The following is a 15055-nucleotide window of genomic DNA, read 5'->3' on the forward strand; positions in this document are numbered from 1 at the left end:
ATTTTTCTTGCATTCACTTCCGCCCCGCGCATAATCGCAAACCGCAATAATAATGATTCTCAGTATATTTACCATTAGGGAACGACGATGCGCCAACTTCTTTCAACCCCAGGATTCAAACCGACGCTGCTCGCTATTTTCGTCAGCGCCGGTTGTTTGCCAGTGATGGCTCAGACTACGACGACGAATAACGCTGCCAGTGATGCAGCAGCGGACAATAAAGAACAGACCTTAACCGTGGTGGCGACACCGGAAAATGATTTTAAAGCGGGTGGCAACGATTTGGTGCCCGCTTATCTCGATGGGCAAATTGCTCACGGCGGTCGCCTGGGCATGCTCGGCGAGCAAAAAGCGATGGACGTGCCGTTCAACGTCATCGGCTTTACCTCAAAAATGATTCAGGACCAGCAGGCGCATACCATCGCTGACGTGGTGAAAAACGATGCTGGCGTGCAGAGCGTGAAGGGCTACGGCAACTTTGCTGAAAGCTACCGCATCCGTGGCTTCCTGATGGATGGCGATGACATGACCTTTGGCGGCTTGCCCGGCGTGGTGCCACGTCAGGTAATGGATACGGCGTTGATCGATCGCGTTGAGATCTTTAAAGGTGCAAACAGTTTGCTGAACGGCTCAGCCACCGGCGCGGTTGGCGGTATGATCAACCTTGAACCGAAACATGCAGATGATGTGCCTTTGACGCGCGTCGGCGTGGATTACACCACCTCCTCGCAGGTGGGGACCAATGTCGATATTGGTCGACGCTTTGGCGATAACAACCAGTTCGGTGTGCGGGTGAACGCGGTGCATCGTGAAGGTGAAACCGGCGTAGATGACGAGAAGAAAAGAACCACCGCCGCGTCGATCGGCCTTGATTATCGGGGCGATCGTCTGCGCACGTCACTTGATGTGGGTTATCAGAAAAAGACCTTCCACGACGGTGGATTAGGCTTGAACATCAGCGGTATCGACTTTATTCCTGCGGTGCCGTCAAACTCGCATAACTACAGCCAAAAATGGGTGTACAGCGATATGGAGTCCGAATTTGGTATCGCCAAAGCGGAATACGATATCACCAATAACTGGACAGCTTACGCAGGCTTGGGCGCGCAGCATGCCCATGAAACCGGCAACTACGCCACGCCCAAGATCACCAACAGCAACGGTGATGCAACCATTGCCACCTTCAACACTAACCGCATTCAAGACAACATGAGCGGCATGGTGGGATTACGTGGCAATTTCGATACCGGCTTCGTCTCGCACAAAGTGAACATTGGCTATTCGGCGCTGACCACCAATGCCAAAAATGCTTATGGCATGGCATTGAGCGGCGCATCAACCAATATCTATCACACCAACGATATCGCAGAACCCGCCGTGAACTTTAGCGGTGGTAATTTCTCTGATCCGCTGACCACCGCACGCTCGCGTACGCAAGGCTATTTGCTCAGCGATACCTTGGGCCTGTTTGATGATTCGCTGCTGTTTACAGTGGGTGCGCGTCATCAGAAAGTGGTGGTGCGTAACTACGCTTACGGCACGGGCGCAGAGGATGTCGCTTCGCGTTATGACAACAGCCGCTGGATGCCAACGTATGGCGTGGTCTACAAGCCGTGGGAGACCGTTTCTCTCTATGCGAACCACACCGAAGCATTGCAACCCGGTGAAGTCGCGCCACAAGGCAGCAGCAACTACGGTTCTGTCACGGGCATTGCGCATTCGAAGCAGAATGAAATTGGCGTGAAAACGGATTTCGGCCGGATTGGCGGCTCGCTGGCACTGTTTGAAATCAAGAAGCCTTCCGGCATTCTCAACGGTGACAACGCCTACGTAATGGATGGCGAACAGCGCCATCGTGGTGTTGAAACCAACATCTTCGGCGAGCCGGTATTAGGTTTCCGCTTGAATGCCAGCGCAACCTGGATCGATCCGGTCATGCAAAAAACCGAGGGTGGCACCTACGACGGCAAGCAGGCGGTGGGCGTTCCTCGCTACGATTACCAGTTGGGCGCAGAATATGATATCAAACCGGTTGAAGGACTGACCGCAACCGCCTTGCTGAACCACACCGGTTCACAATGGGCAGATTCTGCGAATACCAAGAAAATTGACAGCTACACCACCTTGGATCTGGGTTTGCGTTACCGCACCAAAGTTAACCAGAGCGATATGGTTTGGCGTGTCGGTGTTGAGAACGTAACCAATGAGAAATATTGGGCCAACATTGATGACAGCGGCACGTATTTATCACAGGGTGATGGACGTACGCTGAAAGTCGGTATGAGCTACGACTTCTAATCAACCTGAGTTTCATCGCAACGGGGCGCATCATGCGCCCCGTTTATTTTGCGAATAAATCTGATCAATCAAACGGATTCCTTTACACTGTTGCGCGCCGTACCTTAAACAGGTTCATCCCATTCTGTAGAGATGTCATGTCAGCACCTTCACCACCGGACAAACACGACGAACCTTTGCGTCAATCTTTAGACGATGCCCAGTTCGCCATTGTGGTGCTTGTTGTGACCTCAGTGACGTTGATTATCTTCGTATTGATGGTTACGCTCTGGATGAGTTGAGAGGTCAGGCGTGAAAAGGACATTCATCAGGAGAAGGCAATGGAAAACAGAGATGACAAACTGATTGCGATAATTGGCCTGCTGGCTGCGTGTCTGATTGGGGTTACGTTCCTGTTTACCATGACCTGGCTCACCGATGTGCGCCATCCCACCGATCCTTCTCTTGACGTGCAATCCTGCTCCCCCAAGCCTCACCCGCCAATCTCTCATCCATCCTGATCGCGTTTTTCATATTTGATCTGTTGGCTACGTAATACCAGCGCCAGCCCCTCATGCAGGGTGCGATTACCATTGGGATCACCTAATCCCAGCAGCGGATCTGGCGAGCGGCGATCATCAGCCCAGGCGGGATATTCCACCACCGGGTAAAGCGAAACGCCCTCGATGGCAATCCCATTTTCCAGTGCCACCGACACATTTTCACTGACTTCCTGCAACCAGGTTGCGCCTGCATTGCCTTCTGCGCCGGTTTCTGCCAGCAGCATGGGACGTTGATAACGCTGCCAGCACTGCGCGAGCAGCGTATGCAGCGGCACCCTTGAGGGGTGATCGGCTTCCATGGGGAGATCCGGGAAAAACCAGTGATTGTCGGGATAATAATTCAAACCCAGGATGTCGAGACACGCTTCGCTGCCGCCTAACTCTTTATCGAGGCGACCCGCTAACATATCCCAGGCTTCGAACTGCGCCTGATGTTGCGCATTGGCATAAGGTTTACTGTCTGGGTTGTCGGGATGTGTGGCGATCTGCACCAGCGGATCGGTTAATACAAAGCGGGCGTCGGGATAGACTTCACGAATAGCGTGAATGGCTGCCAGCGAAGCGCGCACCAGCTGTCGCTTCAGCTCTTTACCGCGATTCGCCACGTGAGGATTAAACCAGGCAACGTCAGCGCCAGCCCATGACCAAAACGAGATTTGATTGATGGGCGTAAAGAAAGGCTGCTCGATGCCGTGGTCTCGCATTAGCTGTGCCATGGCGCGGGCGAAGCGTTCGAAATGCTCGACAAATTCTGCTTTCCAGATATTGAGATGATCGGGATAGCCAAAATGCGCCAGCTCCCAGATAATTTGCAGATTATGACGCTGTGCCGCCTCGATCATCGGCAGGAAAGAGTGCCAGTCATAGACATCGGGCGTTTTCTCAATCAAATGCCAGCGAGCACCATCGCGCGCCGTCAAAATGTGCTGTTCCACCAGCGTGGCGTAATCTTTATTCAGCAACATGTCATGACCACTGGAGATCACCATGTCCAGCCTTTTTCCTGGCGCACGACAGGCGGTGGAGCAGGGGAAGCTGCCCTGAAAGAAGCTGCGAAACAGGTGGGGATGATGGCGATGTGAACCTTCGGTAATGGATTGCTGCGTCATTTTCCTCTCCTTCCAGGCAATTGCCGGTCACAGATGGTTCGGCTAAGTCTAGACTAAAAACATCAACAGCCGTGTAGTGAAGTAGGAAGGCTCGCATAGCGTGTTTCCTAAGACCGGTGAATAATAAAAATAACTGCATCATTCAGGGAATTAACATGACCGAAGCTTTTGACCTGCATCCGCCCACTCTTTGTGAGAGCTGGCTGGAACAGCGGCTTAAACCACAGCGAGTGCACCGTGCCGACCTCAGCGGGATTCATCCGCTCAGCGATGGGCTGGATGCCTTCGCCGCCCGCTATATGCTGATTGAAAAAGCTGAACGCTCGCTCGATATTCAGTACTACATCTGGCAAAACGACATGTCGGGGAGATTGCTGTTTAGCGCCCTGTTGGACGCCGCAGAACGCGGAGTAAAAGTCCGTTTGCTGCTGGATGACAACAATACGCCGGGCCTGGATGAAACCCTGGCGCAGCTCGATCGTCACCCCAATATCACCGTCAGGCTCTTCAATCCTTTCTCATTTCGAACCCTGCGCGCGCTGGGTTATCTGACTGATTTCGCACGTCTTAACCGCCGTATGCACAATAAAAGTTTTACCGTCGATGGCATTACCACGTTGGTGGGCGGACGTAATATTGGTGATGAATATTTCGGAACCGGTAATGAACCGCTGTTTGCAGATCTCGATGTGATGGCCATTGGGCCGGTTGTAGAAGAGGTCAGCAAAGATTTTGAGCGCTATTGGAAAAGCAAACCGGTATCGCCGTTGAAAAAGGTGCTGGATGAAACCAGCGATGACAAAAGCGCGGTGCGTTTGCCGGAAGCCTGGCGCCACAGCGAAGCCGTTCAGGTCTACCTCAAACGGCTGGATAATTCTGCGTTTGTCAGCCAACTCGAACAGGGCACCCTGGAGCTGACATGGGCGAAATCTCGTTTGCTCAGCGACGATCCGCGTAAAGGTTTAGGCAAAGCAAAGCGCAAAAGCTTGCTGCCGCAGCGCATGTTGGAAGTGATAGGTACGCCGCAGCATCAATTCGATATTATTTCAGCCTATTTTGTGCCGACGCGTGCGGGCGTGGCGCAGCTACTGGCCTTAAAGCGTAAAGGGGTGAAAATCGCCATTCTGACCAATTCGCTGGCGGCGAATGATGTCTCCATTGTGCATGCGGGTTACGCTAAATGGCGCAAGAAGCTATTACGTCACGGTATCGCGCTGTATGAACTTAAACCGCAATCCGCCTTGCAGGATGCGCCACACGATCGCGGTTTGACCGGTAATTCGGGTTCGAGTTTGCATGCCAAAACCTTTTCGGTCGATCAAAAAACGTTGTTTATTGGCTCGTTTAATTTTGACCCACGTTCAGCAGAACTCAACACGGAAATGGGATTAGTGATTGAAAGCGAAACGCTGGCAATGAAAACCCATCAGCGCTTCATTGATTCAATGCGCGATCGTGCCTGGACACTACGACTGGATAAGTGGGGCAGGGTAAACTGGCTTGAGTATCCGAACGAATCAGAAGAAGTGGTGCATAAACATGAACCGGGCTGTTCGCTGTGGCAGCGATTGCAGGTGCGATTAGTCTGGCGTTTACCTATTGAATGGCTGCTTTAAAAAAAGCGATCCCCAACGGGATCGCTTTTTTATTATTTGTTCTGCGGCTTACCGGAGAACAAGAAGCGCAGCAGCGGAATGCGCAGGTGAATCTCATACAACAGAAAGGCGATGCCAAACACCATTATCAGGCCAACGAAAAAGCCCAGCGTGTTGTTGCTGATGTGCGGCGTTATATAAATGCCATACAGCAACGTCAGGGGATGGTGGACCAAATAGATAAACAGCGAAGCATTGACCAGATACATGATGCGCGGCGAATGTGAGTTCAGCAGCTTATGGCCGAAGCAGAAGCAGACGTTGAGCATACACAAGCCCATCAGGGTGGAGATCAGCGCATCCAGTTCATATAACCAACCTTCACCACTGCTCATCCGCTGATTTGCGCAGTAGGCAACAAACACCACAATTGCGCCAAAGCACATCACGGGATTGAATCGTACAAATAACTGCTTCAGCGCCTTATGCTTCCACGACAGCGCGCCAAGCATGAAGAAAGGCATAAAGAACAGTGATTGCATCACCCCAATACTGAACAAGCCATTCATTAACCAGTCAGGCTGGAAAATAAAGATCGCACGGCGGAACAGGCACCATAACAACGCCCACGCCATAACGCCTAAGGTCAGCGAACCCCAACCCACACGTTGGTAATCAATGGCGTGTTTTTGATCGCGTAACCAGCGGAACGTCAGCATGCCCAGCGTGGTTAGCACCACCAACACCACCAGAAACCACAGGTGAGAGATTAACTCCCACATCAGGTTATTAAATTTCTCGTACAGACTAAAATTATCCCAGCCAGACAATTTCTGCGTCCACTCTTTGAGCATAAAAAATTGCGGCAGAGTGATCAGCGGAATGGCAGTAAGCAGCGGAATGCCGACACGCTCCAACCGTACTTTTAAAAACCGCTGCGGCTGATAGCGCAAATAGAGCATGTAGGAGAAATAGCCGGAGATGACAAAAAAGACCTGCATACGGAAGGCGTGAATAAAATCATTAAACAGCGTCAACCATAATGAAGCGTCGGTACTGTTAACTGCCCATTTTTGCGTGGAATAAATCAGGGAAACGTGAAATGGAACCCCTAATAACATCAAATAAGCCCGAATGGAGTCGAGAAAATATTCACGTTCAGGTTTTGCTGTACTCATAAAGTTCCTGTTCGTTAGTACGTTGTGAGTCTGTTTTAGCCAGTTTCGCCCTGAAACCGGATTATGCCGGAGTGAAATTCTACCTGTGATAAACGAGGTATACTATCAGCTAAATCTGTATCGTTTAATTGTCCTAAAATCACACATCTGGCTTACGAATAAAGGGAACATTCTTGCGCATAAGCTGTCGGAAAACCGAATAATCCTTTAAGATAAGCGGGTTTGATTTAAGCACACGAAAGGGGGGGATGTGCTGACTAAAGAGAAAAATAAACCAGAACTGAAAAAGGTGCGTTGGATTGGCGCTGCGGTTCTGCTGGCGTTGTACGCCAATAACAGTTGGGCGTTTAACATCGATGATGTAGCCAAACAAGCCAAAGCGTTGGCAGGGAAAAGCTTCGAAGCGCCTAAAAGCAATTTACCCTCTCAGTTTCGTGAAATGAAATTTGCTGATTATCAGCAGATCCAGTTTAACCACGATAAAGCGTATTGGGGCAAATTGCGTACGCCATTCAAGCTGGAATTTTATCATCAGGGTATGTACTTCGATACGCCGGTACAAATTAATGAAGTCACGGCTAGCGCGGTGCGTGAAATCAAATACAACCCTGATTATTTTAATTTCGGCAATGTGAAACATGACGCCGATTCGGTTAAAAACCTGGGCTTCGCGGGTTTTAAAGTCCTTTACCCATTAAATACCAAAGGTAAAGATGACGAGATCACCAGTTTTCTGGGTGCCAGCTACTTCCGCGTGATCGGTGCGGGCCAGGTTTATGGCTTGTCGGCGCGTGGTTTGGCGATTGATACCGCGTTGCCTTCTGGCGAAGAGTTCCCGCGCTTTAAAGAGTTCTGGATCGAACGTCCGAAACCACAAGATAAGCAACTGGTGATCTACGCCTTACTGGATTCGCCTCGAGCAGCCGGTGCCTACCGTTTTGTTATTCGTCCGGGTAATGAGTCGGTCGTTGACGTGCAGTCTAAAGTCTATCTGCGCGACAAAGTGGGCAAACTGGGTGTTGCGCCATTGACCAGCATGTTCCTGTTCGGTGCTAACCAGCCGTCGCCGGTTAATAATTTCCGTCCTTCGTTGCACGATTCTGATGGTCTTTCCATCCATAGCGGCAACGGCGAATGGATTTGGCGTCCGCTGAATAATCCGCGCCATTTGGCGGTGAGCACATACACCATCGAAAGCCCGAAAGGTTTTGGTCTGCTGCAACGTAGCCGCGACTTCAGCGCTTATCAGGATCTTGACGATCGTTACGATCAGCGTCCAAGTGGCTGGGTTGAGCCTTTAGGCGATTGGGGTAAAGGCCGCGTCGAGCTGGTGGAGATCCCTACTGCGGATGAAACCAACGACAACATCGTTGCCTTCTGGACACCGGAGAACCTGCCGGATCCGGGCAAAGAGATGAACTTCAAATACCGTCTACACTTCACGCGTGACGAAAGCCAACTGCACTCGGACGACACGGCATGGGTGAAAAACACCCTGCGTTCTGCCGGTGACGTTAAGCAGTCTAATCTGGTGCGTCAACCGGATGGCAGCATCGCCTTTACTCTCGATTTTGTGGGTAAAGCGATGAGCCAAATGCCGGAAAACAGCCAGGTTGCACCGCAGGTGAGTGTGGGTAATAACGCGGATGTGGTTGAGCAGAGCGTACGCTATAACCCGGTCAATAAAGGCTGGCGTTTGGTGTTGCGTCTGCGTGTGAAAGACAACAAGCAGCCAACCGAAATGCGTGCGGCGCTGGTTAGCGGCGACAAGACATTGACGGAAACCTGGAGCTATCAGCTACCTGCCAATGAATAAATCGACTTTTACACCTCAAAGTTACGTGGAATCCCTGCCGCTGGATGCGGCAGGAAAAGCCCGTTTAAGCGCCTCGCTGCAAAATGCCGAGGCGTTTCACTTCATACACGAATCGCTGGGCCAGGATGTGGCAGCCAGCGATCGCCCTGACGATGCGCCACTGAAATCTGTTTCATCGCGGGTGAAAATGGCCTGGCCAGACTCGCTTGCTGATGGCCAACAGCTCGGCAAAGATTATCTCGATCGCACCACGCTGAAGGCCATGCCGAAAGTGAAGCGCTCGTTGATGTTCCCGGAAGCCTGGCGTACTAACCCGTTGGTGCGTGCCTGGTCTTCATTACGTGGACAAAAATCAGTGCCGCGCTACGCCAATCCAGAAGAGCAGCGTGCTGAAGAGAAGTGGCGTCACGTAGGGTCAATGCGTCGCTACACTTTGCTGATTTTGACGCTTTTCCAGACCGTTGTGGCAACCTGGTACATGAAAACCATTCTGCCGTATCAGGGCTGGACGCTGCTCGACCCGATGGAGATGATCAATCAGAACTGGCAGCAATCAGTGATGCAGATTCTGCCTTACGTGCTGCAAACCGGAATTCTGTTCCTGTTCGCCATCCTATTCTGTTGGGTGTCCGCTGGTTTCTGGACTGCGCTGATGGGCTTTTTACAGCTGCTTATTGGTCGCGACAAGTACAGCATCTCTTACTCAACAGTAGGCGATGAAGCACTTAACCCTGAGCACCGTACAGCGTTGATCATGCCGATCTGTAATGAAGATGTTGAGCGCGTATTTGCTGGATTACGAGCGACCTGGGAATCCGTCGTCCGTACCGGCAATGCAGAACATTTTGACGTCTACATCCTCAGCGACAGCTACGATCCTGATATTGCCATCGCCGAGCAGAAAGCCTGGATGGAACTGGTACGTGATGTTGGCGGCGCAGGCAAAATCTTCTATCGCCGTCGTCGTCGTCGCGTGAAGCGTAAAAGCGGCAACATTGATGACTTCTGTCGTCGTTGGGGCGTCAACTATAGCTATATGGTGGTGCTGGACGCTGACAGCGTAATGAGCGGGGAATGTCTTACCGGCTTAGTACGCATGATGGATGCCAATCCAAATGCGGGTATTATCCAGTCTTCGCCAAAAGCGTCTGGCATGGACACGCTTTACGCGCGTTGTCAGCAGTTCGCAACACGCGTTTACGGTCCGCTGTTTACCGCCGGTTTGCACTTCTGGCAATTGGGGGAATCGCATTACTGGGGCCATAACGCCATTATTCGCGTGAAGCCGTTTATTGAGCACTGTGCGCTAGCGCCGTTGCCTGGTGAAGGCTCATTTGCGGGCTCAATTCTGTCGCATGACTTTGTTGAGGCTGCGCTGATGCGTCGTGCCGGTTGGGGGGTGTGGATCGCTTACGATCTGCCGGGTTCATATGAAGAGCTCCCGCCAAACTTGCTGGATGAGCTTAAACGTGACCGTCGCTGGTGTCACGGTAACCTGATGAACTTCCGCCTGTTCCTGGTGAAAGGAATGCATCCCGTTCACCGTGCGGTGTTCCTGACGGGGGTGATGTCTTATCTCTCCGCGCCGTTATGGTTTATGTTCCTTGCGCTCTCCACCGCCTTGCAGATTGTGCATACGCTGATGGAACCGACTTACTTCCTGCAACCGCGACAGCTCTTCCCGGTTTGGCCGCAGTGGCGTCCTGAACTGGCGATAGCCCTGTTCTCAACCACAATGGTGCTGCTGTTCTTGCCAAAACTGTTGAGTGTGGTGCTGATTTGGTTCAAAGGCGCTAAACCTTACGGTGGCGTAATGCGCGTAACCCTTTCACTGTTTTTGGAAATGCTGTTCTCAGTATTGCTGGCGCCGGTACGTATGCTTTTCCATACTGTGTTTGTGGTCAGTGCATTCCTTGGCTGGGAAGTGGTGTGGAATTCGCCGCAACGTGATGACGATGCTACGCCGTGGAGTGAAGCATTCAAACGTCACGGTTCTCAAATGGCGTTAGGGATTGTCTGGGCGGCAGGTATGGGTTGGCTGGATCTCAACTTCCTGTGGTGGTTAGCACCGATCGTCTTCTCGCTGATCCTTTCACCGTTTGTTTCAGTGATGTCGAGCCGTGCCACGTTGGGTATTAAGAGCAAAAATGCAAAATTGTTCCTGATCCCTGAAGAGTATGAGCCGCCGAAAGAGTTGGTGGATACGGACTTCTATCTGAAGCTCAACCGCGAACGTGCGTTGGAAAATGGCTTTATGCATGCGGTATTCCACCCGGCGTTCAATGCCTTGGCAACGGCGCTTGCGACATCTCGTCACAAGCAAAGCCAGCTGCTGGAGCATGCGCGCGATCGTCGCGTCGATCAGGCATTAAGCGATGCACCCGAGAAACTCAACCGTGAACAGCGATTGCAGCTGATCAGCGATCCGGTGGTGCTGGCACGCGTTCATACCCGTTTATGGGAAAACGCAGAGAAGTATCATCAGTGGGTTGAAAGTTATCAAAAGCTGAAATTGAATCCACAGGCGTTGCCACAAAACGCCTAAGCAAAAAAGCGGCAGGGATGCCGCTTTTTTTATGGCTCAGATTCGGGTTAACGCAGCGATTTAACGCGAACTTTACGTAATTCAGTGGAAATGTAGGTGTTACTTCTGTGTGTGGGTCACTAAAATAGCGTCAATTCCATTAAGAGAAACTGTTGTGAATCGTTTCCTGAAACTATCTGTTTTAACCTTGTCCGTTTTGCTGTTGAGCGGTTGCGGTAGCATTATCAGTAGAACCGTGCCCGGTCAGGGACACGGTAATCAATATTATCCTGGCGTACAGTGGGATGTTCGCGACAGCGCATGGCGGGTGTTGACCATTATTGATCTGCCGCTGTCGCTGGTGTTGGATACGCTCTTACTGCCTGTTGATGCCAGTCACGGACCTTACGAATAACTGCGGTCTGAATCGCTGTTGTCGTCTTCCCACTCTTGCGCTGCCGCTTCACCTTCTTCGGTATCCAGCGGTGGCTCCAGTTGAAACTCACCTTCATCCCACTCGTGTAGCGTGTTTTCAGCCAGCCATTCCTGACGCAACTCAATCTCTTCAAAGTCACCATCAAAGATAGCCTGCGCTGCTTCTCCGCTGCGGATTGGCAAGCATTCGCCCGGTTCGCCTTCATCTTCAAAAAACTCAGCCTGCCACATAATATCGCCGTCCTGCATTACATACTTTTGCAGGCCAAACTGGCTAATCGATGCATCGGCTTCGTCGAGTTCGGGATGATTGGCGAGGTATTCCTCACGCGCCGCTTCAATGGCTTCTTCTAATGTACTGAACATGCTCATCGCTATTCTCCATGCCTGTTTAACGGGATTTCACAGAAGGATAGACGAAAAATGGGGGAGGGGAAGTTGCTGACAGGACAACCGGCGGGAAAGTAGACGATTCCCGCCGATTCGGATTTACATTGCTTTCTGGGGGAAATGCAAAACCGGACGTACTGATTCGCGAATTATCGGAGCAGAATAGCGAATACAGCACTTTATACAGGGTTTAACTTTCTTAAAATTTATCCTGGCGATGGATAATGCCTGATTCAAATTATAAAGCGTGCCGATAAAAATGACGTCTTCCTTAACGGGCATGCGCTTACATTCCTTGCGATGTAAATAATGATAACCTTCCTGATCGGTGCTGATTGTCACGTAATAATAAATACCTTTATTCATAAAATATTCCTACGAAGGGTTTGCTGTGGGTAATCTTCTTATAATTTTTAAATGCGCAGTTAAATAAAATTAACCGTTAGGTTGAAATTACCGGCAAAAAATTTGATATTCAAATTCCATAAGGATATATAAAAGAGTTAAAAGTTTCTAAAAAGGAATATAGGATGACGTGCCAGGACAAAGCCTTGTAAAATAAGTTAATTTTATTGGACTGATAAGCATAGCCAAAGCATTAAGGTTAATTAAATCGGAAAAGACCTGGAATTTTAAAAATCAGGGCCGAAGCAGGAGAATATTTAGGCTGAATTTAATAAGTTATCTTAACGTTTCACTCAATGTTTTTGTGCAAATATCTAAGAATTTGTGCGTGGCATTTAATCTTAAGCGGCAATTTCTTAATTATGATGCATAAATATCAAATAATCTTTGGCTTTTAAAGAATAGTCACTCAATTTAACATTGGACAGTATACGAAGCGGTGAATAAGTTTTTTACAGTGATAGTATAGTGAGTAATTAATTTAAAATGATTCAGGAGATGAAATATTTCCCCTCCTGAATGTAATTAGTACCGTGAAGGTTCACCTTCAGGTTTGGTTTTAAATCGGCGGTGCAACCACATATATTGTTCTGGTGCTAACAATACGCCTTCTTCAACCACTTTATTCATGCGCATCGCTGTATCCACATCATTTGTAAGAGGAAAGTCTCCGCTTACGTCAGGCAAAATCATTAACTCATAGCCACGGCCATCCGGTAAACGACGCGGAACGAAAGGGATAACGGCAGGTTTGCTGGTTCGCATCAGCATATGCGTACCCGCTGTGGTTGCTGCATTCTCCACCGCAAAAAAGGGCGCAAAAACACTGCTGCGTGGACCGTAATCATGATCTGGTGCGTACCAAATGATATCGCCTCTTTTTAAAGCGCGGATCATCCCCTTGAGATCTTTACGGTCTAACATGTCCTTATTCGAGCGCATGCGGCCACGCACCTGAAGCCAGTCAATCAGCTTATTGTCGTTCGGTCGGTAAACACCAATACCTGGATTATGAATGCCAAACATGCGTGCACCGATTTCCAGAGTTAAAAAGTGCATGCCAATCAACAGCACACCTTTCTGATTGTCTCGCGCCTGCTGGATATGCTCTAACCCAGAGGGCTTGTGCCATTTATGGATGCGCCAGTCTGGCCAAAACCACGCCATACCGGTTTCAATTAACCCCATGCCAACTGATTCGAAATTATGTTTTACCATCGCTTCGCGATCGTTTATGGGCATCTGCGGAAAGCACAATTCCAGATTTCGCCGCGCAATACTGACGCGACGTTTCATAAAACGCATGCCGATACGTCCAATGACACAACCCAAAACGTAGAGCAGGGGATAAGGAAGTAGCACGAAAACATAAAGAAAAATGACACCCAGCCAGGTAAACCAATAGCGGGGATGAAGAAGTTCACGCGAAAATTGAGGCAATTGGGTCATGTGAAATAGTATTATCCTGCGTCACGCACCTTATGGCGCCGTTATCTCGTTGATTTTCCCTATTGTGCCAGTTTTTGTCCCAGGCGGAAATATTGCGAACCGGCGTAACAAGCAGCTAAGCGTTGCAGATGAAAAGCACAACCGCCAAAAATTTACACTGCATCAAATCAATTTCCCTTATGCACTTTGCATCTGGGTGTTTTCAGGTATCATGTGCGCGCTAAATTTCTCCTATTGATAACAGGAACGAACACCATGCCAGTGTTACACAACCTTGTTTCCAATAAAGAGCTGAAGGCGCGCATGTTGGCTGAAACTGAGCCGCGCACCACTGTCTCTTTCTATAAATATTTCCAAATTGCTGATCCAAAAGCCTTTCGTGATGCGTTGTATGTTGGTTTAACCGGGCTAAAAGTGTTTGGTCGTGTCTATGTGGCACACGAAGGCATTAACGCGCAAATCAGCGTGCCCGCCAGCCAGTATGAAAAAATGAAGTCATTCCTTTATGGTTTTGATCCTGCCTTGAATAATCTACGCATGAATGTGGCGCTGGATGACGACGGCAAATCGTTTTGGGTACTGCGCCTGAAGGTGCGTGACCGCATTGTGGCGGACGGCATTGAAGACAATACGTTTGATGCCAGCGACGTTGGCAGATATCTGAAAGCGGCTGATGTGAATGCCATGTTGGACGATCCCGATGCCGTGTTCGTTGATATGCGTAACCACTACGAGTATGAAGTGGGACGTTTTGATAACGCTATGGAAGTGCCCGCTGATACTTTCCGCGACCAACTGCCGATGGCGGTTGATATGTTGCAAGATCAGAAAGATAAAAAAATTGTGATGTACTGCACCGGCGGCATTCGCTGTGAAAAAGCCAGTGCGTGGATGCGTCATAACGGCTTTGAAGATGTTTATCATGTGGAAGGTGGCATCATCGAATATGCTCGCCGTGCTCGTGAGCAAGGCTTGCCCGTACGCTTTAAGGGCAAGAATTTTGTTTTTGATGAGCGCATGGGCGAACGTATTTCAGAAGACGTCTTATCACATTGTCATCAATGTGGAACATCTTGTGACACCCACGTGAATTGTGTGAATGATGGCTGCCACCTGCTCTTTATTCAGTGTCCAGCTTGTGCTGAGACCTATGAAAACTGCTGCAGTCCGCTGTGCCAGGAAGAAGCGAAACTGTCGCCAGAAGAGCAGCGCGCGCGCCGCGCCGGACGAGAAAATGGAAATAAAGTGTTCAACAAGTCTCGTGGATTGTTAAACATGACCATTCCTGCTCCGCTTAAGAAGTGATGTCATCCC

Annotated in this window: 13 protein-coding genes; 8 read left to right on the forward strand and 5 right to left on the reverse strand. The window is 49.9% G+C overall.

What is annotated here, in order from left to right; all coding sequences use genetic code 11:
* Positions 1 to 87 precede the first annotated feature (87 nt).
* The 3 genes from ACF2G4_RS03085 (at position 88) to ACF2G4_RS03095 (ending at position 2798) form a co-directional block, all read left to right on the forward strand.
* On the forward strand, positions 88 to 2298 hold the full coding sequence (locus ACF2G4_RS03085; RefSeq protein WP_409075494.1) for a TonB-dependent receptor: 2211 nt from the start codon (positions 88 to 90) through the stop codon (positions 2296 to 2298).
* 137 nt (positions 2299 to 2435) lie between these two features.
* Positions 2436 to 2579, forward strand: coding sequence for a hypothetical protein (locus tag ACF2G4_RS03090; protein WP_215847107.1), 144 nt, complete (start codon positions 2436 to 2438; stop codon positions 2577 to 2579).
* A 39-nt stretch (positions 2580 to 2618) separates the two neighbouring features.
* Positions 2619 to 2798, forward strand: coding sequence for a hypothetical protein (locus tag ACF2G4_RS03095; RefSeq protein ID WP_243078177.1), 180 nt, complete (start codon positions 2619 to 2621; stop codon positions 2796 to 2798).
* Here the strand turns inward: ACF2G4_RS03095 and ACF2G4_RS03100 are convergent.
* Complete coding sequence (locus ACF2G4_RS03100; RefSeq protein ID WP_409075495.1) at positions 2786 to 3949, reverse strand: beta-glucosidase; 1164 nt, start codon at positions 3947 to 3949, stop codon at positions 2786 to 2788. The two genes, ACF2G4_RS03095 and ACF2G4_RS03100, sit on opposite strands and share 13 nt — an antisense overlap.
* A 155-nt stretch (positions 3950 to 4104) precedes the next feature.
* On the opposite strand from ACF2G4_RS03100, the gene ACF2G4_RS03105 reads away from it, so the two are divergent.
* Positions 4105 to 5565 (forward strand): phospholipase D family protein, encoded by a 1461-nt coding sequence (locus ACF2G4_RS03105; RefSeq protein ID WP_409075496.1) that lies wholly within the window; start codon positions 4105 to 4107, stop codon positions 5563 to 5565.
* Between the two features lie 32 nt (positions 5566 to 5597).
* On the opposite strand, the gene mdoC is transcribed toward ACF2G4_RS03105, so the two are convergent.
* On the reverse strand, positions 5598 to 6722 hold the full coding sequence (mdoC, locus tag ACF2G4_RS03110; protein WP_409075497.1) for a glucans biosynthesis protein MdoC: 1125 nt from the start codon (positions 6720 to 6722) through the stop codon (positions 5598 to 5600).
* A gap of 280 nt (positions 6723 to 7002) precedes the next feature.
* On the opposite strand from mdoC, the gene ACF2G4_RS03115 reads away from it, so the two are divergent.
* From ACF2G4_RS03115 to ACF2G4_RS03125, 3 genes are all read left to right on the forward strand, one after another.
* Positions 7003 to 8538 carry a glucan biosynthesis protein G gene (locus ACF2G4_RS03115; protein WP_243078511.1) on the forward strand — a complete coding sequence of 512 codons (1536 nt, stop codon included), beginning with the start codon at positions 7003 to 7005 and terminating at the stop codon, positions 8536 to 8538.
* Complete coding sequence (gene mdoH, locus ACF2G4_RS03120) at positions 8531 to 11083, forward strand: glucans biosynthesis glucosyltransferase MdoH (RefSeq protein WP_332627612.1); 2553 nt, start codon at positions 8531 to 8533, stop codon at positions 11081 to 11083. The genes ACF2G4_RS03115 and mdoH overlap by 8 nt, the downstream gene beginning before the upstream one ends.
* Positions 11084 to 11237: 154 nt before the next feature.
* Positions 11238 to 11477, forward strand: coding sequence for a YceK/YidQ family lipoprotein (locus tag ACF2G4_RS03125; protein WP_243078172.1), 240 nt, complete (start codon positions 11238 to 11240; stop codon positions 11475 to 11477).
* Here the strand turns inward: ACF2G4_RS03125 and ACF2G4_RS03130 are convergent.
* The 3 genes from ACF2G4_RS03130 to ACF2G4_RS03140 all read right to left on the reverse strand — a co-directional run bounded on the left by ACF2G4_RS03130 (position 11468) and on the right by ACF2G4_RS03140 (position 13741).
* Positions 11468 to 11869, reverse strand: a complete 402-nt coding sequence (locus ACF2G4_RS03130) for a MysB family protein (protein WP_243078171.1) — start codon at positions 11867 to 11869, stop codon at positions 11468 to 11470. The genes ACF2G4_RS03125 and ACF2G4_RS03130 overlap by 10 nt on opposite strands.
* 117 nt (positions 11870 to 11986) lie before the next feature.
* Positions 11987 to 12253 carry a hypothetical protein gene (locus ACF2G4_RS03135; RefSeq protein WP_243078170.1) on the reverse strand — a complete coding sequence of 89 codons (267 nt, stop codon included), beginning with the start codon at positions 12251 to 12253 and terminating at the stop codon, positions 11987 to 11989.
* 564 nt (positions 12254 to 12817) lie between these two features.
* A complete protein-coding gene (locus ACF2G4_RS03140) occupies positions 12818 to 13741 on the reverse strand; it encodes a Kdo(2)-lipid IV(A) acyltransferase (protein ID WP_409075498.1) in 924 nt (307 codons plus the stop codon).
* A 255-nt stretch (positions 13742 to 13996) separates the two neighbouring features.
* Here ACF2G4_RS03140 and ACF2G4_RS03145 point away from each other — a divergent pair, with 255 nt between their 5' ends.
* Positions 13997 to 15046, forward strand: coding sequence for a rhodanese-related sulfurtransferase (locus ACF2G4_RS03145; protein WP_215847101.1), 1050 nt, complete (start codon positions 13997 to 13999; stop codon positions 15044 to 15046).
* Positions 15047 to 15055: the final 9 nt, after the last annotated feature.

Source organism: Pantoea phytostimulans (assembly GCF_046118715.1).
In the GTDB taxonomy this organism is placed as follows: domain Bacteria; phylum Pseudomonadota; class Gammaproteobacteria; order Enterobacterales; family Enterobacteriaceae; genus Pantoea; species Pantoea phytostimulans.